Raw genomic sequence first — 19730 nt, 5'->3', positions numbered from 1 at the left:
TACATGGTCAGAGAGGACCTGGCGGACGACCGAACCGTCCGGCAGTCGGTCCTGGACGCAGACCAGGCGCTCGGCGGCCAAGACGTCCTGTTCAACAACGCCCGACTCGGTGCTCAGGGCGGGATCGAGGACAACGACGACTCGCAGTGGCATCGCGTGCTGGACATCAACGTCGTCGGCACCGTCCGTGTCACCCGCGCCGCCCTGCCCGCGCTGCGCGCGTCGCACCACGCCGCGATCGTGAACACCGGTTCGATCGCGGCGACGGCCGGCCTACCGCAACGGGCGCTGTACTCCGCGAGCAAGGGCGCACTGCATGCCCTGACCCTTGCCATGGCGGCCGACCTCGTCGTCGACGGCATTCGAGTGAACGCGGTCAACCCCGGAACGGCGGACACCCCTTGGGTCGCTCGGCTCCTCGACCAGTCGACAGACCCGCGAGCCGAGCGGCTCGCCCTCCAGGCACGCCAGCCGCACGGTCGACTCGTGTCGCCACAGGAAGTGGCCGAAGCGATCGCCTTCCTCGCCTCGCCCGCCTCCGGCTCGACCGTCGGGGCTGTGCTGGCCGTCGATGGGGGCATGGCCGGCCTGCGCCTCCGCCCGCGCGCATGACCGTCCAGCGGTACGCCGCCGTTATCCAATTGCGGCCTGAGCACGAGGCGACCTACCGGTCGCTGCACACGTCGGTCTGGCCGGACGTCCTCGCGGCGCTCGACCGCGCGAACATCCGCAACTACTCGATCTTTCTGCGGGACGGTCTGCTGTTCTCCTACTACGAATACTCAGGACACGACCACGAGGCCGATGCGGCATCCCTCGCCGCGGACGAGGCCACCAGGTCGTGGTGGCAGCTGACCGAGCCGTGCCAGCAGCCACTGGCGACGGTCGAACACCCGCAGTGGTGGGCTCCGGCCGAGGAGGTGTTCCACCATGACGGCCCGTGACGCCATCGCGACCGAGATGAGTCCACTCGGCAGGCGCGTCGACGCTCATCACCACGTGTGGGACCTCGCCGTCCGCGACCAGCCATGGACGGCTGAGATCCCGGCGCTGCGCAGATCGTTCAGCCTCGACGACCTCGAGCCCGAGCTCGCGCGCGCCGGCATCGGGTCGAGCGTCGTCGTGCAAACCGTGTGTGTGGCAGCGGAAACGCCGGAACTGCTCGAGCTGGCCGAGCACAGCCGCGCCCTCGCCGGCGTCGTCGGCTGGGTCGACCTGACCGCCGTTGACGTCCACGAACAGCTAGACCGGCTCCGCACCCTCCCGGGCGGTACTACCCTGGTCGGCGTCCGCCACCAGGTCCAGGACGAACCCGATCCAGCTTGGCTGTGCCGTGCGGACGTCCAGCGCGGGCTGACGGCTGTCGCCGACGCCGGGCTCGCCTTCGACCTGCTGGTGCGCCCGCATCAACTCGCCGCGGCGCTCAGCACGGTCCGAGCGATCCCGCACCTTCGATTCATCCTCGATCACGCCGGCAAGCCGGTCAGGGGCGACGCGGCGTCCGCATCCTGGCGGGAGTCGATCGAGCAGCTGGCCGCGCTCGGCAACGTCTGTGTCAAGCTCTCGGGGCTGGTCACCGAAGCCGGCGCAGGGTGGACTGTCGACAGGCTTCGGCCTGTCGCTGATCACCTCTCGCAGTGCTTCGGCCCTTCGCGGGTGATGTTCGGGTCGGATTGGCCGACCTGTCTGGCGGTCGCGACCTACGCGCAGGTCGTCGAGGCGGCGCAGTCGTTCGTCGCCGAGTTGACATCCGCCGAGTCCGACGCGGTCTTCGGTGGGACCGCCCGCCGCTGGTACGGCCTCGCGCCGTGAGAACCGCGCGCCTCGGGCGAACCGACGTGCTGGTCACCCCCATCGGCTTCGGTGCAGCCCCGATCGGAAATCTCTATACCGCGGTCGACGACGACGCCGCTGCCCAGGCACTCGACAGCGCCTGGGCCGCAGGAATTCGTTACTTCGACACCGCCCCGCACTACGGCCTGGGACTGTCCGAACGCCGACTCGGCGAGGCGCTCCGGAACCGTCCGCGCGCCGAATTCACCGTCTCGACGAAGGTCGGGCGGCTGCTCGTGCCGAACCCGCGACCTCGGGGCAGCGACCTGTCCAACGGATTCGACGTTGCCGACGCGTCGACCCGACAGGCCGACTACTCCGCCGACGGTGTCCTGCGGAGCCTCGAGCAGAGCCTGGCGCGCTTGCACCTGGATCGTGTCGACATCGTGTACGTGCACGACCCCGACGACCATCTCGACGATGCGATCCGGCACTCGCTTCCCGCGCTCGCCCGCTTGCGGGATGAGGGCATGATCGGCGCCATCGGGGCAGGCATGAACAGCGTCGCGCCGCTGCAGCGAATCGTCCACGAGGCCGATGTCGACGTGGTGATGGTGGCCGGACGTTGGTCGTTGGTCGACCGCAGCGCCGCTCCGCTGCTCGCCCAGTGCGAGAGCGCGGGCGTCGCAGTCGTCGTCGCAGCGCCCTTCAACTCCGGGCTGCTCGCAACGACGCATCCTCACCCTGACGCACACTTCGACTACCAGCCGGCCCCGACGTCCATGATCGAGCGAGCGCAGTCGGTGCATGCGCTGTGCGAGCGCCACGGCGTGCGGCTACCCCACGCTGCCCTGCAGTTCCCGTTGCGCCACCCGGCTGTCGCCGCTGTGGTCGCGGGCATGCGCACCGCAGCGGAAGTCACCGCGGACGCCGCCTGGGCAGATCAGCGCATTTCTGACCCGTTCTGGACCGCACTGAACTCGATGACGGTGTGACCCGCTGCAGGATGGCTGCGGGCACCGTCCGGTCACAGCACGCGGTATCGCGTGCGGTACTCCGTCGGTGAACTTCCGGTCGATCGTCGGAACGTACGCGAGAAGTGATACTGATCCTTGAACCCGGTCGCGCGAGCAATCGCGCCGATCGGCAGGTTCGTGCTCTGCAGCAGGTACTGCGCGCGCTCGACACGCGCCCGGACCACCCACCGCGCCACCGAAACGCCGGTGTGACGGGTGAAGAGCCGCTCAGCGGTCGAGGCGCTCACGCCGGCGAAGGCCGCCACGTCGGCCAGGTGCAGACGCCCGGTCAGGCCGGCCTGGACGCCCTGCTGCATCAGTCGGAGGTCCTCCGACGGCTGGGCCTCAGCCGCGGAGCGGGCGCCGACCGCCGCCGCAATCTCATCGATCAGCAGAGCGGCCAGCGTCCGCATCTCATGCTCGACATGAGGAGTCTCGACGAAGCGCCACACCACGTACGAGGCGAGCGCCTCGAGACGCCGGGCGTGCATGAAGGCGCCCGCCACGAAGCGGGCGCCGCCGAACAGGTCCGGCACGTCGCGCCGGCGAGGGTCGGCAGCCAAGGGATCCGTGACGCCGTGTGCGGCGCGGAAGTCGACGTCTCCCATCACCAGATCGGGCACCAAGTGGATCGACCCGACCATCAGCGGCGCGGCCTGATCCGCCACATAGCGAATCCGGTGACGCCACGGCGTGAGCACGAACGATCCGGCATCGAGCGTCAACTCGGTCCCGTCGATGATCAGCGTGCCGCGTCCTCGAACGCTCCACAGCAACGTCCGGCTGACCACCAGCTCGTTCTCGAACACCTCACCGGCGCGGAACTCATACCAGTTCGCGTGGATGACGATCGGCCCGCTCTGCCTCGATTGAGCATCCGCACGAGACGTCATCATCACCGCTCCACTCGCGACGTGTTGCTCAACCGACGGAAGCGCGTCCGGCATTAAATCGACGTCGACACCATCGTGAGCGAAATATACATCAGATGATTGGTCGAGGCATGGGTTCCGAGCGCTCAACTGCCTAGCGTCGTGCGACAGCAGCCGACGTCACCAGATCACGGCGAATCACGACAGGAGCGGGAATGACCGCCTTCGAAACACCGACCACAGTGTTCCGTGACTCGACGGACCTGCTGTCGGACGGCGAAGGTCTGGTCGCCCGAGCCGAAACCGACGGCTACCTGTTCTTCCGCGGACTGCTTCCTCGCGCCGACGTGCTCGAACTGCGCGCCGAAATCCTCGAGGTTCTGTCGCCCTACGGATGGGTACGCGGGCCCGCGCAGGAGCACCCGGGCACCCTCGACGCCGATGCCGTGGCCGCCATCGAGGTGGCGGATCTGCGGCGCGACATCGGGGTGACCGCCGACGCTTACATCGCGGTGCAGAAGCTCCTCGCCGTGCACCAACTGCCGCACCATCCCGCGCTGCTGAGCTTGTACACCGCCCTGTTGGGCAGCCGGCCGTTCGTGCATCCGCGGCACATCGTGCGAATGATGACCTCGCACCCAGCGATGATCCCGACGCCGGTGCATCAGGACTTCCCGCTCGTACAGGGCACCAGCCGGACCTGGACGTGCTGGTTCCCGGTCGGCGACTGTCCGCTCTCGATGGGGCCGTTGGCCGTGCTCCGCGGCTCGCACCGAGCGGGATTCATCCCGCTGGCGCAGAGCGAGGACTCCGATGCGATGTACTCCCAGCTGTGCCCAGGCGAGGACGAATGGGTCTCGGGCGATCTCGACGCCGGTGACGTCCTCACCTTCCCCAGTTACACCGTGCATCGAGCCGTGCGCGCAACGGATCGTTCACAGATCCGTTTGTCGATGGACGTCCGATACCAAGCCGCGACGGACCCGATCGAACAGCGTTCGCTGCTCCCGCACGCGGACTGCGGCTGGGACGAGATCTACCGCGACTGGGTCGACGAGCGTCTGAAGTATTACTGGGCCACCGACGTGCCGCAGCTCGTCCCGTTCGACGACACGCTCACGCAGGCCGGCTTGCAGCGCATCTGCTGACCGAGAACGGCAGCACTCCGCACAACCGCACCACCCATCGAATCAACGTCGATCTTGGAGGCACAGTGCACACAACCGGCCGGCGACACCCCGTCGTCACCGTAGGGGCCCTCACCGCAGTGGCATCGCTTGCAGTCGCGTGTACGAGCAGCGGCAGCACCGGAACCACCGCGTCCGGCAGCGCCTCCGCCGGGTCGACCTCAGCTGCGGCCCAGACGACGACGAAGACGCTGGTGCTTCAGAGCCCGCTGGCCTTCACGAGTTACGACCCGTGGTCCGCCTCGGGTGCCTTCAACGTCAGCGTGTGGTCCAACGGGGCGCTCTACGACTCACTGACCCGCGAGAGCGTCGACGGCACGGTCGAGCCAGGACTGGCGACCGCATGGAAGCAGCTCGACCCGACGACGCTGCAACTGACGCTGCGGTCCGGCGTGACCTTCAGCGACGGCAGCCCCGTCGACGCCGCGGCCGTCAAGGCCAATCTCGAGTACGCCAAGAAGGTCTCGCCGCCGTCCCCCAACGACGCGTACATCCTGAACATCGCCTCGGAGACCGTCGACAGCCCGACATCGGTCACGTTGAAGCTGACGAACCCTGATCCCGACCTGCTGCTCACCTTCGCCCAGGGCGGCGGCTTCATCGTCAACCCGACCGCGCTCGCGAACGCGAAGGCGCTGACCAGCACACCAGCCGGCAGTGGGCCGTACACCCTGGACACCGCCGACACCGTCGCCAACCAGCGCTACGTGTACGTCAAGCGCTCCGGCTACTGGGACAGCAAGACCTACCCGTTCCCGAAGATCCAGGTCAACATCGTCGCAAGCCCGACCGCCGCACTGAACGCCGCCAAGTCCGGGCAGGCCAGCTACGTCCAGTCGGTACAGCCCACCGACGACCTGGGCAACCTGACGCGGTACAAGAGCAACCCGAGCAACTTCCTCGGCCTCTACATCAACGATCTCGCGGGCAAGATCAGCAAGCCGCTCGGCGACCCGCGCGTGCGTCAGGCGATGAACTTCGCCATCGACCGCGACGCGATCAACAAGGCTGTGAACAACGGCGATGGGACGGTGAGTTCGTCGCTGCCCTTCGACCCGAAGAATCCTGACTACAACGCCGCGGCGGGCTCGTACTTCAGCTACAACCCATCCAAGGCCAAGCAGTTGCTGACCGAGGCCGGATACCCGAACGGCTTCACGGTGAAGGTGCTCAACAACCCGGGCACCGACACGCTGGCGCAAGCGATCGCCGGCGACGAACGCAAGGTCGGCATCAACCTCGACCTCAGCGACCACACCACGGACCTGGGCACGCAGTTCCTCAGCGGCAAGTGGCCCATCACGGTGCTCAACTACACCTTGCAGTCGCCCTATCGGGATCTGACGTTCCTGCTCGGCGCGGCATCGCCGTACAACATCCAGAAGTACACCTACCCGCCGTTCGTCCAGGCACTGACGGACCTCGGGACGGCGACCGGCGATGCAGCCAAGACGATCTACACGAACCTGCAGCAGCAGATTGTCGAGCAGGCCTGGTACGTGGTGCCGGCCAACGTCCCGGCCGAGTCCGCCTATGACGCCAAGCAGATCGCGATCGACGGATTCCCGCCGGGCGGAACGGTACCGTTCCTCTACGCGATCCATCCCACAAACTGACGACGTCGGCTGCGCCGCCACTCCGACCGCCTCGGCGTGTACGGGGTGGCGCGCACCCGACCTGAGTTGGTGCAGGAGGTGCTCGTGCTCACCTACCTCGTCCGCCGCACGGCGCTCGCGGTGCCAATCGTCTTGGTGGTCGCCACCATCACGTTCTTCTTCGTCCAACTCGTGCCTGGCGACCCTGCCAACCTGGTCTACGGCATCAGCGCCACCCGCGAGCAGGTGGCTGCGCTCCACCAGCAACTCGGCATCGACCGGCCGGTGGTCGACCAGTACGTGACCTGGCTCGGGCACCTGCTGAGTGGGAACCTCGGCACGTCGTTCAGCTCCGGCCAATCGGTCGCGCAGGTGCTGCAGCAGACGCTGCCGGTCACCTTGTCGCTGTCGGTCGTCGCGACGCTGTTCACGGTCGTCCTCGGCGTGCCGGTCGGTATGGCCGCCGCCGTGCGCGGTGGGCGCATCGATCGCACTGTGACCTCCATCGGGAGCGTCGCGATGGCCGTCCCCAACTTCTGGCTCGCCGCCATCCTGATCTTGGCCTTCGCGGTCCGAACGCGCCTGTTTCCGGCCACCGGGTACGTCGCGTTCGGCGACTCGCCCGGACAGTGGCTGTCGCATCTGGTCCTGCCGGTCGTGACGATCGGTCTGGCCGGCTTCGGACAGGTGGCGTTCCAGACCCGCGCCGCGGTGCGCGACGTCTTGAGCCGCGAGTATGTGCGGACGCTGCACGCCTGCGGCGTGCCTCGTCGCACCATCCTCTACAAGCACGTGTTGCGAAATGCCGCCATCCCGGTCGTTGCCGTAGTCGGGCTGAGCTTCGGGATCAGCCTTGGCGGCGTCGTGGTCATCGAGGGCATCTTCAACCTGCAGGGAATGGGCAGCCTGATGCTGAACTCGGTCGGCAACCACGACCTGCCGGCGATCCAAGGTGCCGTCCTCGCGTTCAGCATCCTGGTGGTCCTGGTCAACCTTGGAACCGACCTCGCCGTCGCTGCCCTCAACCCGAGAGTGCGCGTCGGATGACGGTGACCGACCCGGCCGCGACCGTCACCGACGTCGCTTCGACCTCCGCCCCGTCGCCCATTGCGACGTCGTTCCGCGCCATCGCGCGGCGGCCACTGGTCATCGTCTCGGCCGCCTGGCTGCTCGTGATCGTCATCTCCAGCGCGCTCGCCTCGGTGCTGGCATCAGCCGATCCGCTCGACCAGGATCTGCGGAGCGTCCTGCAGGGTCCGACCGGGCATCACCTGCTCGGCACGGACGAACTCGGACGCGACCTGCTGTCCAGGCTGCTGCACGGCGGCGGTGGCATCCTGTTCGTTGCATTGATTCCCGTCGTGATCGCGTTCGCGCTCGGGGTGCCGGCAGGGCTGCTCGCGGGGTACGTCGGCGGGAAGGTGGACGTCGCCGTTTCCTTCATCGGTAACGTCTTCCTGGCCACCCCCGTCATCGTCGCCGTCCTCGCCGCCGCGGTGATCACAGACAACGACGTAGCCAGCATGATGGTCGTGCTCGGCGTCTTGTTGTCCGCGGGCATGATGCGCCTCGTCCGGTCCAGCACCTCCAGCGTCCGGGAGCTGCTCTTCGTCGACGCCGCCCGCGTGGCCGGGCTGCCGCGCCGACGGATCCTGCGCCGCCACATCCTCCCCAACGTGCTCGGACCGGTGATCGTCCAAAGCTTCCTGCTCTACGGGGGCGCCTTTCTCGTCGTCACATCACTCTCCTTCCTTGGGCTCGGCTTCGCGCCCGAGCAGCCGAGCTGGGGCCAGCTCGTGCTGGACGCGTCCGCCCACATCGAGACCGACCCGTGGCTGATGGTCCCTGTCGGTGTGGTCCTGATCGCGACGATCCTGGCGGTGAACACGGTCGGTACAGCACTGCTCACTGCACTTCCTACGGCGCACCGGACCTCGCTGTTGCCCCGAGCACGACGCCCGCGCGACACCCGGCCGCAGACGGCCCGGGTCGACTCGCGGCCACCCGACGGTCGGGCGTCGCAGACTGCGCCGCCGAAATCGCTCCGATCGACGAAGACCGATGCAGCCCCGCCCGCGCAGGAGGCGCAGCCGACGACGCTGCTGCGCGTCACCGACCTGGGCGTCGCCTTCACGATGCAAGGGCAGGATCAGCTGGTCGTCGACCAGGTGTCGTTCGAGGTCGCGGCAGGGCAGACGCTCGGCTTGGTCGGCGAGTCCGGCTGCGGCAAGACGATGACCGCGCTCGCTCTGCTGGGACTGGTGCCGCCACCAGGCCGAGCCGTGCTCGGTCAGGTCTGGCTGAGTGGCGTCGACCTGCTCACCCTCGACGAGCCGGAGCTGGCGAGGATCCGCGGCAGGCAGATCGGCTTCGTCGCGCAGGAACCGATGGTCGCACTCGACCCGTGCTTCACCGTGGAGTCGCTCATCCGCGAACCGCTGCGCCACCATCTCGGGCTTCGCGGTGCGGCCGCACGGTCACGCGTGCACGAACTGCTCCGCCTCGTCGGCATCGCGGACCCGCCGACGGTGGCCAAGCGGTACGCCCACCAGCTGTCAGGCGGCATGGCGCAACGGGTCGGCATTGCGCTCGCGCTGGCCGGCGAGCCGAAGCTGCTGATCGCCGACGAGCCGACGACAGCGCTCGACGTCACCGTGCAGGCCGACATCCTCGACCTCCTGCGCCGCCTGCAACGCGAGATGGACATGGGCCTCGTGCTCGTCACCCACGACTTCGGCGTCGTCGCCGACATCTGCGACGCCGTCGCCGTCATGTATGCCGGTGAGATCGTCGAGATGGGATCGGTCGGTGACGTGTTCGCTCATCCCGCCCACCCGTACACGCGGACGCTGCTGATGTCGACACCCTCGCTGTCGAGCACCGGGACCGTCAGCGGCCTGCTCGACGGCACCGTACCCCGGCCACAGGACTGGCCGGACGGGTGCCGTTTCGCGGCCCGATGCTCACTGGCCGACGAGCGGTGCCACGGTCAACTCATCCCGCTGCACCACGTCGGCGACGGACACGCAGCACGCTGCATCCGCACGGGACAGCAGGCCGTGATGTCCTCATGAACCACCAGCAGGAGCAACGTCCGGCCGACACGCTCGAGACGGCCGCCGACCCAGTCGACCTCCTTCGTGTCGAGCAGCTCAGTGTCGACTTCGCCCAGCGGGGCTGGCGCAGACCGGCCTTCCGCGCCGTCGACCGAGTGTCGATCACCGTCAGCGACCGAGAAACGGTCGGCCTGGTCGGCGAGTCCGGCTCCGGGAAGTCCACCGTGGGACGAGCCATTCTCGGGCTCGTGCGCCCGAGCGAAGGACGCATCTTCGTCCAGTCGAACGACCTGACCGGGACGGCGGCCGAACATCGCGGACCCGCTGCGGCGCTCCTCCAAGTCGTCTTCCAAGACCCCTACAGCTCACTGAACCCTGCACGGACGATCGCTCAGACCCTCGCCGAACCGCTCGAATCCCTGCACGGCCGGCGGACCGCCGTGGTGCAGGCCGAAGTCGATCGGCTGCTTCGCAGCGTGCATCTGCCGGCCGATGCCGGTGGCCGCTACCCCCAATCGTTCTCCGGCGGCCAGCGTCAGCGCATCGCGATCGCACGTGCCATCGCAGCCTCGCCACGCCTGCTCATCTGCGACGAGGCGACCAGCGCCCTCGACGTCGTCACCCAGGCACAGATTCTGGCGCTGTTGCAAGAGCTGCAGGCGAAGCTCGGCCTCGGCATGCTGTTCGTGTCCCACAACCTTCCCGTCGTGGCTCAGCTGAGCCACCGAATCGTCGTCCTGTACCGCGGACGGGTCATGGAACAGGGCCCGGCCGCCGACGTCCACCGCGCACCGCTGCACCCGTACACCAAGGCGCTGGTCGCGGCCGTGCCGGTTCCCGATCCCGTCGAACAGCGACGCCGCCGCGCCGAACGTGCCCTGGTCACCAAGGGCGGCCCGCAAGCCGCCGAACCAGACGCGGCGGGCTGCCCCTTCGCGTCCCGCTGCCCAACCGCGGCACCGATTTGCTGGAGCCGACGCCCAGCCGACACCGCGATCAGCGACCGCGTCGTCGCCTGCCACATGATGGAACCGGCCTCCGGCCACCCGCTCGCCGTCCAGCACGCCCCTCGCGCCGCCGAGGGGGTGTCCTGATGCTCGATCCCACCCTGCAGACCCGACTGCCTCTCCTCGGCGGCATCGACCCGCTGACGGCGCCGGAGGAGGCAGCCGAACGGTTCGCTCGCTTCGCCCGACCGATGCCGGGGTACGAAGCCCCTCGGGTCGACAGCGACGACGTGCTGCTGCCCGGCCAGCACGGACCCGTGCCAGTACGGATCTACTGGCCCTCGGCTTGCGGGCCGTGCGCGCAGCAGCCAGCGCTCGTGTGGTGCCACGGCGGCGGGTTCGTCTCCGGCGACCTCGACATGGTCGAAGCCGACACCGTCGCACGGGAGCTCTGTGTACGGGCCGGGGCCGTCGTGATCTCAGTGGACTACCGGCTGGCCGTAGCAGGGGTTCATCACCCGGTGCCGATGGACGACGTCGTCTCCGCCTGGCGTTGGGCGGTCGCCAACGCCGACGCCATGGGTGTCGACCCTCTCCGGGTCGCGCTCGGCGGCGCCAGTGCTGGCGGCTGCTTGGCAGCCGGCGCGGCGCTCGCCCTTCGAACCGAGACCGCTGCACGACCGGCGGCGCTGCTGCTCGCATACCCGACGCTGCACCGGGAACTGCCGCCCGCTTCGACAGACCTCGCCGCCAAGTCGCCGCTCATCCCTACTGTCTTCCGATTCAGTCCCGAGGCGGTCGCTCGAATGAACCGCCAGTACCTGGGCGACGCTGCCGCTGGTCCGTACACGCTGCCGGGTGACCAACCGCTGGATGGTCTGCCACCGACCCTCGTGCTGACCTCGGAGTACGACGACCTCCGCGCGTCAGGTGAAGCGTTCGCAGCGGCACTGCGCGCCGCCGACGTGCCCACCCACCTCCGCTGCGAACCCGGAATGCTGCACGGCCACCTCAACCTGCCCGGTCTGCCGGGCGCGCTGGCGAGCATCGAGGCGCTGGCGCGGCACCTGCAGTCGACACCGGTACGGCACACCACGGCAGCAGACGCCCGCGAGATCACGGCGGCCGTCAGTGGCTGACTGGCGTGAGTACCGGCTGCTCAGCGGCCAGGTCCAGATTCGCGGAGCCTTCGACTTCGACATGACCGCCGGCGGGGTCGTCCCGCGCCGCCTGCCCGCGTGGACCCGGCCGCGCCTGCCCGATGCGAACACCGATTTCGTCGTGCGATGCGGTGCGGGCGTGCGGGTCGCCTTCTCGACCGACGCGGACACTGTCGAACTCGGCGTCTCCACGCACCGCGTCCTTCTCGACGGACAAGCAGCGCAACCCAGCAGCTACGACATTCGCGTAGACGGCGCATTCGTCGACACCGTCGTCGCCGTGCACGGTAGCGCGACCGTCTTCGGCAGCGACGGCTCCTCTCGTGAAGTGCTCGGCGCGCCGGAGGTACTGCGGTTCGACCTGGACGGAGCTTGGCACGAGATCGAGATCTGGCTCGACCTCACGACGGTCACCGAACTGCAGAGCCTCCGCGCCACCGGGACGGTCCGACCACCAGCCGCAGTGACGCGCCCCCGATGGGTGCACTACGGCAGTTCCATCTCCCAGGGCGCGCATGCAACCTCGCCCAGCAACGCGTGGCCGGCGCGAGCAGCGGCCGCCGCAGGCGTCGAACTCACCGCCCTGGGGCTGGCGGGCAACGCCCAACTCGACGGATTCGTCGCACGGACGATCGCCGACCTGCCGGCCGACTTCATCAGCATGAAGGTCGGCATCAACGTTGTCGACGGCGACACCATGCGCGAACGAACCTACCTGTCCGCCCTTCACACGGCGCTCGACCTCATCCGTGCCGGACACCCGGACACACCGCTCCTGCTCGTGTCCCCGATCTACTGCCCGCTGCTGGAACAGCATCCCGGCCCGCTGCATTGGACGATGGTCGACGGCACGCTGCTGCCAACGACGGTCGGCCGAGACCCGGCGATGTCAGCCGGCGCGCTCACACTGCAGCGGATCCGCGAACTGAACGCGGCCGTCGTCGACACACGCAACGATCCCGCGCTCACACACCTCTCGGGCTTGTCGCTGCTGTCGGCGGACGACATCGACCGTCTCCCCGATTCCGTCCACCCCGACGACGAGGGCCACCAGCTGATCAGCGCCCGATTCGTCCGCGCCGCGTTCGGTCCCGACGCACCGTTCGCCGGCAGATGACCACCGACATGGGCCAACAGAGCTCGGCCGAACTCTCGCCCCTACACGACTTGCGCAAGGCCACCACAGGCCGTGACCGTGAATCGCTGTCCGACGCCATCTCGCAACTAGAGCATCCCGCCGCAGCTGCCCGCCCGACACCGTTCTACTGGTGGAGCGGCGCAGACCTCGACCGGGAACGGCTCACCTGGCAACTCGACCAACTCGCCGCAGCCGGGATCGGCGGCACGATCGTCGGCTACAGCCACCGACCCGACGGCTCCGTCGACGCCGCCGAACCGACGCCGTTCACGCCGGCATGGTGGGACCTGTTCTCCTGGTTCGTCCAAGCCAGCGCCGACCGTGGCATGACCGTCGGATTCCAGGACTACAACGTCCTCATCGACCTGCTGAGCGAGCCATTCCCTGAACTTGCCGGCGCCGCGCCGGGGACCCTGCACGAGCACAGCGTGACTGTTCACGGCCCCGCTGTCGTGCGACTGGACATCGCGCAAGACACAGTCGTGACCGCCCGGCTCCTCGCCCCGAACCGGGCGACCGCAGACCAAGTCACACAACCAGCGCAGGTCGTCGGCGTCGACGGACAGCTCGACTGCCTCGTGCCGACCGGTGCGTGGACGCTGACGGTCGTGCACCGGCAGCCGCCGACGCTCCGCGGGACCGACGTCGAGTTCGACGCCCTGCACCCGCTCGCCGGCCGCGCGGTAATCGAGCGCTACTACCAACCGTTCGTCACCCACCTCGGCGCCGCCGTCGGTGCGTCGTTCACAACCTTCTTCCAGGACGAACTCGACCTCGGCCTAAGGATGCCGATGTGGAACGACCACGTCGCACACCGCCTCCACGACGAGTTCGGCTTCGACCCGAGCCTCTGGCTCCCCGCCCTCTGGCACGACGTCGGCCCACGTACCTACGAATTCCGTCACGCCTACAAGACCGCACTCGTCACCCAACTCGAGGACGCCTACTTCCGGCCCATCCACGACTGGCACGAGCAGCACGGCACAGCACTGCTGATGGATCAGCTGAGCCGGGGCGATCTCCGCCAAGGACGGGACCACTACGCAGACTTCCTCCGCACCATGTCCTGGTACCAAGGCCCAGGCAACGACGACCCGAACCTGACCGCGCCGAGATCCGTCGCCGCGTTCAAGGTCAGCGCTTCCATCGCGCACCTGCACGACCGTCCGCTTGTCGTCAACGAAGCGTTCTACGGCAGCGGATGGGGCGTCACACCGGCCGACATGCTCGCCGGCATCAACCACGGTCTCGCCTGCGGCGTCACCCACCTGATCGTGCACGGCCTCTACTACACGACCGAGGGTGGCTGGTGGGAATGGGCAGCCCCCGACTTCCACTTCCGGCAACCGTGGTTTCGTGACTCCCGCGCGCTCTGGCAGTACGTGACCCGAGCATGCGCCCTGCTCAGACTTGGTCAACATGTCTGCGACATCGCAATCCTCGACCCGACCATCGATCTCGATCTGACTGGCGGTCGCACCAAGTCCCCCGAACTCGTCAGGGACCTACTGGAAACGCTGGTCGGGCGAGGCCACGACGCCGATATCGTCGACGCCGACAGCCTCGCCGTGTCGGAACAGGATGGGGCGCACGTCCGCATCGCACACGAGCGGTACGCCACGGTCATCGTGCCGGCCATGTCAACGATCTCGGCTGGTGCCGCGACCAAACTGGCCGAGCTCGCGGCGAGCGGCATCACGGTGGTCGTGCTTGGCGAAGCACCTCGATGGACCGAGCGTGCGCCACTGCCTGCGGACCACTGGTTCGACTGCGTCCTCATCCCGGACAGCGGCGACCTCGATCGCCTCATCGATCTGCTGAATGCTGCCCCGCAACGTCACTTCTCGACCGACGCCCCCGGCGTCCTCGCCATCCACCGCCGCCTCAGCAACGCCGACCTCTTCCTCATCAGTAACACCACCAAGCACTCCACCCAGGCGACGTGCCGACTCGCCGCTCTTGTCGAGGTTGACCTCGCGGTCGAGGAATGGGACCTCTGGACCGGCGAGCGCACGACGATCAACACCGACGACTCGGCGTCCGTCACGATCTGCCTGGAGCCGGGGCAGGCGCGGCTCCTCGTCGCCACCCCTTCTAACCCCGGCACCCGCACTCATGTCAGCAGCAGCACCCCTGATCAGCTGGCTTTCCGCGGTCGTGAGATCGCGTTGGACGACGAGTGGGAACTCGAGGTTGTCCCCACCCTCGACAACCGCCACCGTGACTTCGACTACCGCGACGCAGCCCTCGGCGTACCGACGTGGGACATCGAGGTCAGCCAGCACGGGCCCTCCGGGCCGTGGGTCGAGGCCACCGCCACCTACTCGACGCGGCTGCTCGTCCTCGGGCCCGTCCCGCCCGATCGCGCCGCGTCGTTCGACACCGCACTTGCCGCACTGGAGCACGTCGCTGCCGGTGACGAATCGCCGGTCAGCGGAACCGGACTGCGCTGGCGCCCGTACGAACTGTCGCTCCAGCACGGCCTTTCAGGCGACCCCGTCCTTCGTGACTGGACGACAGGACCGCACGGGCTGAAGGGTGCTGTCCCCGACGACTTCCTGGACCTCGCGCTCGTGGATCCGACCAGCCCTCCGGGGTCGCACTACTTCTTCCGAACCACGCTCCGTGGAGCGTCCCCAGACCATGGAGTGCTCGCCTACGGGTCGCGCGGGCCGTTGAAGATCTGGTGTTCCGGACGGCTCCTGCTCGAGACCATCGACGAGCAGTCCCCGGCGTTCTTCCCACCCTTCGGCATCCCTGATCTCCGCATCACCCCGCGACGACTGGCCACCGACCTGCACGACGGTGATGTCCTGCTCATCAGAACCACGCGACTCGCCGGCCAACCCTCGCGCGCGTACGTTGTGGCCGGCGCAGCGACGCTCGGCACGGCAACGCCCCCACCCGGGCGGGCACGCTGGTGGGCGGGCCCGACCCGTGCCATGGACTTCGACCCACAGACCGACGCACGACCCACGACCTGGGTCCGCGCGGCGACGCCGCCCGGCGCCACCGAGCTGACCCTCACCAGTACCGGCGAACCCCGGGCCATCTGGATCGACGGTGATCGGGTCGACGCTGCAATCCGCCCCGACGACGACACGAATGACGGCGATCAGGCATACCGCATCGAGCTCGACGGACTCGTCCCGTTCGGGAGCCAGGTCGTGATCGAGCTGGCCGAACTCACGGACGGCAGCTGCGGAGGCGCCGCCCTCACCGGCCCGCTCACCTGGCACACAGGACCAACTGCCGGCCGTGGCCGGCCGTGGCCGGCGCTCGGCCTCACCGACTACTCCGGCGTGCTCCGCTACAGCCGACGGCTTCCCGCTTCAACACTGGGTGCGCGCGGCGGTGTCCTCCGTCTGGACGGCCTTCAGGGGTCGGCACGGGTGTTCTGCGACGACAGCGAGATCGGCAGCGTGCTGGCGCCGCCGTTCCAGATCGAACTCCCGCCGGCCCGACCGAGCCACGAGCCCCGACTCGTCATCGAGGTCGCGAACACGCTGGCCAACCACTACCGCCACTACCCGTCGCCCTACGCGGCCATGCAGCCGCCTGGAGGCGGCTTCGACCGCGCAACCATCCGACCGATCTGAGCACGGAACGAAACACCCGGCCGTGACACGCAACGACGCGTGATCCTGCGCGGCCCGCCGACCACTCGAGTGACCACAGAACGGTGTCACGATGCCTCAATCCACCCCGGTCAAGGCCGTCTTGTCCCTGACGACGCTGCTCGCCGCCACGATCATGTTCATCGTCGGGGCACCCATCGCCTCCGCGACAGTCCAGTACACCTTCTTCGCCTCGCCGACCGGCTCCGGGACTACCTGCAGCTTGGCGGCACCATGCTCCCTGCAAGGAGCAAGGGACAAAGTACGGACGGTCAACACAACGATGACAGGCGACATCGACGTCGACCTGCGCGGCGGAACGTACTCGCTGTCGTCAACGTTCCAACTCACCGCGAACGGGACCATCGACGACTCGGGCTTCAACGGCAACACCGTCGTCTATCAGGCGTACCCCGGCGAGACCCCGGTGCTCAGCGGCGGCACCACCATTTCCGGGTGGTCGCTGTACGACGCGAGCAAGAACATGTACCGCGCCGCTGTGCCCTCCTCGTTGGACACCCTGCAGTTGTACGTCAATGGCGCACCCGCGACGATCGCTCAGAGCGGCCTCTACCCGGCCGGGCTGACTTACACCGCCGGAACCGGCGCAGTCACGATCAGCAACCCAGCATTCACCGGCATGGCCTCGTGGCGGAACCCGTCGCGCATCATCCTGACCTCACAGACCTCCTATAAGCATCTCGAATGCCCCGTCGCCAGCTACTCCACCAGCGGCTCGAACACCCTGGCCCACCTGGCCCAACCGTGCGCAACCAACGTCGACGAACGCCTGAACCCGGGTCCGATCTATGGCAGTTTCAACGCCGTCGAGCGGGTCGAGAACGCGTTCGAGTTGCTCGACACCGCCGGCGAGTGGTACTTGGATAAGGCAGCGAATTATTTGTACTACATCCCGCGGCCCGGCCAGAACATGTCGACGGCGTCGGTGATCGCGCCAACCCTGGAAACGCTCCTGACCGGCACCGGCGACATCACCCATCCGTTGCACAACATTCAGATCAGCGGCATCACGTTCAGCTATGCCACGTGGCTGCGACCACTGACGAATCAAGGATACGCGGCGATTCAAGGCGGCCTGTTATACGACATCCCGACTGGGGGAAGTCAAGGGATTGTGCGCTCTCACGGGAATATTATCTTCACGAAGAGTGAGCACGTTTTCATTGGTGGTAACACATTCAGTCACCTCGGGGGCGTGGCCCTGCAACTGCAGACCGGGCCTCAGTACGACACCATCTTCGGGAACGTGTTCACGGACATTGCAGCAGCGGCCATCAACGTCGGCGAATCGTTCGAGACAGGCGTGGACAACACGCCGACCGTCGACACTCGATTGAAGACCTACGACAACCTGATCAGCAACAACTTCGTCGAGAACGTCGGAACACGGTACACCGACGCAGTCGCAATTCTCGCGGGCTACAGTGACAACACCACCATCGATCACAACGAGATTCGCAATGTGCCGTACGACGGTATCCAGATCGGCCAAATCGGCAACACCGACAGTGCCGGCGACTTCTCGACCTACAGCCTCACAGCGGCGAGCTATCAGCAGAACAACCACATCACCAACAATCTCATCGACGGTGTCATGACCTACGGCACCGACGGCGGCGCGATCTACACCATGGGTACACAACCTGGCTCGACGCTGACGGGAAATCACACGCGCGACGAGACCAACGGGCCCGGCTCGAACTGCTTGTACATGGACGCCGCGACGAGCGGGTACACCATCGACAGCAACGTCCTCGAAGGATGCCAACACTGGGCCGTCATTCAACTGGCGCCGGCCGCCGACCACAACATGGTCGTGACGAACAACTACTACTCGGCCGACTGGGGTCCGCTGACCTCGCAGCTCGTCTTCGACCCGTCGGACAGCACCAACACCTACGCCAACAACGTGCAGTTGACGCTTCCCGTGCAGACCGGTGCGCAGTCGATCGAGGCGAACGCCGGCATACAAGCCGCCTACGCACCAATCAAGTCGTGCGCGACGCAGGGCGGCACCTGCTCCTTCGACGGCACCAGAGTTGTCAGCTACGGGTCGGGCTCGACTTACGTCCAAGGTCGATTCACAGGATCGGTCGCCTGCAACAGCACCGTCTTCGGCGATCCGACCCCCGGTGTCACCAAGCACTGCGAGTTCGCAGACCAGGACCTCCCACCGTCGAACGGCATCTGGACGTACTGTGCTGATGCCAACGTCGGCCAGACGTGCAGCTTCACGGGCATGCGGACTGTCGCCATCGGCGCGATGGGCCGGTTCTCCTACGGCACATTCACCGGCTCCGTCGGGTGCAATAGTTCCGTGATCTTCAATGCGCGCCCCCTCTCGGCGTACCAACGCTGCTACGTGCTCGCCACCAACCAATTCACCGACGCCTTCGCTTCGCCCGCAAATTGGACACCCAATACGGGAACGTGGAGTGTCGGTGGCGGTGCGTATATCGAAGGTGCCACGAACATCAACACGGACACTGTGGTCACGGGACGGACCTGGAACGACTCGTCGACCGAGTTCGACACCAAGCTCGTCACCTCAGGTGCTGGCAACAACGGCTGGGTCGGTGTGCAGATCCGCAAGACGGCCAGCACCGACAACTTCGCCCAGAGCGGCTACCTGGTGTACCTCACCGCCGGAGGCGTCCTCGGCATCTACAGACCTGGAGCCTCCCTCCGCGCCGTGCAGACCGATTACACCTTCACCAACGTGAACCACGTCCGCGTGAGCGCCATCGGAAATTACATCGCCGTGTACATCAACGACTCGCCGCTGCCGGTGGCCGACGTCTACGACTCGACCTTCACGGGCGGCTACACCAGCCTCGTCACCTCGTGGTCATCAGCCAACTACTACAACGCAAGCGTGCTGAGCCAGTGACGCAGCCTCTTCCGCGTCATCAGCCATTGACTGGTATCGGCGCAGGCCTCGATAGCAGCGCCCGCGACGAGCGCCAGCCGCTAGCGCCGAGACTCCATCCCAACGAGAACGGCGTTCCCTCCTCCAAGGACCGGCCGTGACGGGATCAGCGGACAGCATCGTCGCCGCCGCTGCGGTGAAGCGCATCCCCTCGCGCCGAACCAGAGTCGGGCTCGTGGCAGGTGGACTCGGCGCCTACTGGCCGCAATTTCCCGAGCTTCTGCCACAGTTGCAGTCATCGGCGAAGCGGGTGTCGGAGCGGCTCCAGGAACTCGACGCCGTCGTCATCGATGTCGGCTTCGTCTCCGACGCCGAGGAGGGAGCCCGCGCGGCTGAGCGGCTGCGCATGGCCGGATGCGACCTCATCGTCGGATTTCTGACCACGTACATGACAGCGTCGATGCTCGCTCCGATCGCCC

At 67.4% G+C, this 19730-nt stretch carries 14 protein-coding genes and 1 pseudogene; 14 read left to right on the top strand and 1 reads right to left on the bottom strand.

Translation table 11 applies throughout. The features are described 5' to 3' along the window. The 4 genes from ACTHMS_RS22850 to ACTHMS_RS22835 form a co-directional block, all read left to right on the top strand. The coding region (locus tag ACTHMS_RS22850) for an SDR family NAD(P)-dependent oxidoreductase (RefSeq protein ID WP_440308956.1) at positions 1-612 on the top strand (612 nt) is incomplete at its 5' end. After that, complete coding sequence (locus ACTHMS_RS22845) at positions 609-944, top strand: L-rhamnose mutarotase (protein ID WP_440308955.1); 336 nt, start codon at positions 609-611, stop codon at positions 942-944. The genes ACTHMS_RS22850 and ACTHMS_RS22845, both read left to right, overlap by 4 nt. Before the next feature lie 16 nt (positions 945-960). Then, positions 961-1812 (top strand): amidohydrolase family protein, encoded by an 852-nt coding sequence (locus ACTHMS_RS22840; protein ID WP_440308958.1) that lies wholly within the window; start codon positions 961-963, stop codon positions 1810-1812. After that, on the top strand, positions 1809-2768 hold the full coding sequence (locus tag ACTHMS_RS22835; RefSeq protein ID WP_440308954.1) for an aldo/keto reductase: 960 nt from the start codon (positions 1809-1811) through the stop codon (positions 2766-2768). Before ACTHMS_RS22840 ends, ACTHMS_RS22835 begins: the two co-directional genes overlap by 4 nt. A gap of 32 nt (positions 2769-2800) precedes the next feature. Here ACTHMS_RS22835 and ACTHMS_RS22830 read toward each other — a convergent pair whose 3' ends face one another. Next, positions 2801-3736: an AraC family transcriptional regulator gene (locus tag ACTHMS_RS22830; protein WP_440308953.1), complete on the bottom strand. Its 936-nt coding sequence runs from the start codon at positions 3734-3736 to the stop codon at positions 2801-2803. 140 nt (positions 3737-3876) lie between these two features. Between ACTHMS_RS22830 and ACTHMS_RS22825 the strand changes: the two genes are divergently transcribed. The 10 genes and pseudogenes from ACTHMS_RS22825 to ACTHMS_RS22780 form a co-directional block, all read left to right on the top strand. Beyond that, a complete protein-coding gene (locus ACTHMS_RS22825) occupies positions 3877-4809 on the top strand; it encodes a phytanoyl-CoA dioxygenase family protein (protein ID WP_440308952.1) in 933 nt (310 codons plus the stop codon). 233 nt (positions 4810-5042) lie between these two features. Next, complete coding sequence (locus ACTHMS_RS22820) at positions 5043-6464, top strand: ABC transporter substrate-binding protein (RefSeq protein ID WP_440308951.1); 1422 nt, start codon at positions 5043-5045, stop codon at positions 6462-6464. A gap of 84 nt (positions 6465-6548) precedes the next feature. Further along, on the top strand, positions 6549-7490 hold the full coding sequence (locus tag ACTHMS_RS22815) for an ABC transporter permease (RefSeq protein WP_440308950.1): 942 nt from the start codon (positions 6549-6551) through the stop codon (positions 7488-7490). Further along, positions 7487-9517 carry a dipeptide/oligopeptide/nickel ABC transporter permease/ATP-binding protein gene (locus tag ACTHMS_RS22810; protein ID WP_440308949.1) on the top strand — a complete coding sequence of 677 codons (2031 nt, stop codon included), beginning with the start codon at positions 7487-7489 and terminating at the stop codon, positions 9515-9517. Before ACTHMS_RS22815 ends, ACTHMS_RS22810 begins: the two co-directional genes overlap by 4 nt. Continuing rightward, positions 9514-10593 carry an oligopeptide/dipeptide ABC transporter ATP-binding protein gene (locus ACTHMS_RS22805; RefSeq protein ID WP_440308948.1) on the top strand — a complete coding sequence of 360 codons (1080 nt, stop codon included), beginning with the start codon at positions 9514-9516 and terminating at the stop codon, positions 10591-10593. The genes ACTHMS_RS22810 and ACTHMS_RS22805 overlap by 4 nt, the downstream gene beginning before the upstream one ends. Continuing rightward, positions 10593-11585: an alpha/beta hydrolase gene (locus tag ACTHMS_RS22800; protein WP_440308947.1), complete on the top strand. Its 993-nt coding sequence runs from the start codon at positions 10593-10595 to the stop codon at positions 11583-11585. Before ACTHMS_RS22805 ends, ACTHMS_RS22800 begins: the two co-directional genes overlap by 1 nt. After that, positions 11578-12723 (top strand): GDSL-type esterase/lipase family protein, encoded by a 1146-nt coding sequence (locus ACTHMS_RS22795; protein WP_440308946.1) that lies wholly within the window; start codon positions 11578-11580, stop codon positions 12721-12723. Before ACTHMS_RS22800 ends, ACTHMS_RS22795 begins: the two co-directional genes overlap by 8 nt. Beyond that, on the top strand, positions 12720-16343 hold the full coding sequence (locus ACTHMS_RS22790; protein ID WP_440308957.1) for a glycosyl hydrolase: 3624 nt from the start codon (positions 12720-12722) through the stop codon (positions 16341-16343). Before ACTHMS_RS22795 ends, ACTHMS_RS22790 begins: the two co-directional genes overlap by 4 nt. Positions 16344-16434: 91 nt before the next feature. Beyond that, the gene (locus tag ACTHMS_RS22785; protein WP_440308945.1) at positions 16435-19272 is read left to right on the top strand and encodes a right-handed parallel beta-helix repeat-containing protein; all 2838 of its coding nucleotides are present in this window, start codon (positions 16435-16437) and stop codon (positions 19270-19272) included. A gap of 175 nt (positions 19273-19447) precedes the next feature. Then, positions 19448-19730, top strand: a pseudogene (locus ACTHMS_RS22780) (arabinose isomerase); the annotation flags it as partial.

This window comes from Jatrophihabitans sp. (genome assembly GCF_051960575.1).
GTDB lineage: Bacteria > Actinomycetota > Actinomycetes > Mycobacteriales > Jatrophihabitantaceae > JBQCEE01.
The sequence above is the reverse complement of the archived record's forward strand: the minus strand, read 5'-3'. Positions and strand labels throughout refer to the sequence as shown.

What these genes read in the sequence shown, in the direction of transcription:
- ACTHMS_RS22845 (WP_440308955.1), top strand. Translation starts at nt 609, where the DNA reads ATGACCGTCCAGCGGTACGCCGCCGTTATCCAATTGCGGCCTGAGCAC.
- ACTHMS_RS22840 (WP_440308958.1), top strand. Translation starts at nt 961, where the DNA reads ATGAGTCCACTCGGCAGGCGCGTCGACGCTCATCACCACGTGTGGGAC.
- ACTHMS_RS22830 (WP_440308953.1), bottom strand. Translation starts at nt 3,736, where the DNA reads ATGCCGGACGCGCTTCCGTCGGTTGAGCAACACGTCGCGAGTGGAGCG.
- ACTHMS_RS22825 (WP_440308952.1), top strand. Translation starts at nt 3,877, where the DNA reads ATGACCGCCTTCGAAACACCGACCACAGTGTTCCGTGACTCGACGGAC.
- ACTHMS_RS22810 (WP_440308949.1), top strand. Translation starts at nt 7,487, where the DNA reads ATGACGGTGACCGACCCGGCCGCGACCGTCACCGACGTCGCTTCGACC.
- ACTHMS_RS22805 (WP_440308948.1), top strand. Translation starts at nt 9,514, where the DNA reads ATGAACCACCAGCAGGAGCAACGTCCGGCCGACACGCTCGAGACGGCC.
- ACTHMS_RS22800 (WP_440308947.1), top strand. Translation starts at nt 10,593, where the DNA reads ATGCTCGATCCCACCCTGCAGACCCGACTGCCTCTCCTCGGCGGCATC.
- ACTHMS_RS22790 (WP_440308957.1), top strand. Translation starts at nt 12,720, where the DNA reads ATGACCACCGACATGGGCCAACAGAGCTCGGCCGAACTCTCGCCCCTA.
- ACTHMS_RS22785 (WP_440308945.1), top strand. Translation starts at nt 16,435, where the DNA reads ATGCCTCAATCCACCCCGGTCAAGGCCGTCTTGTCCCTGACGACGCTG.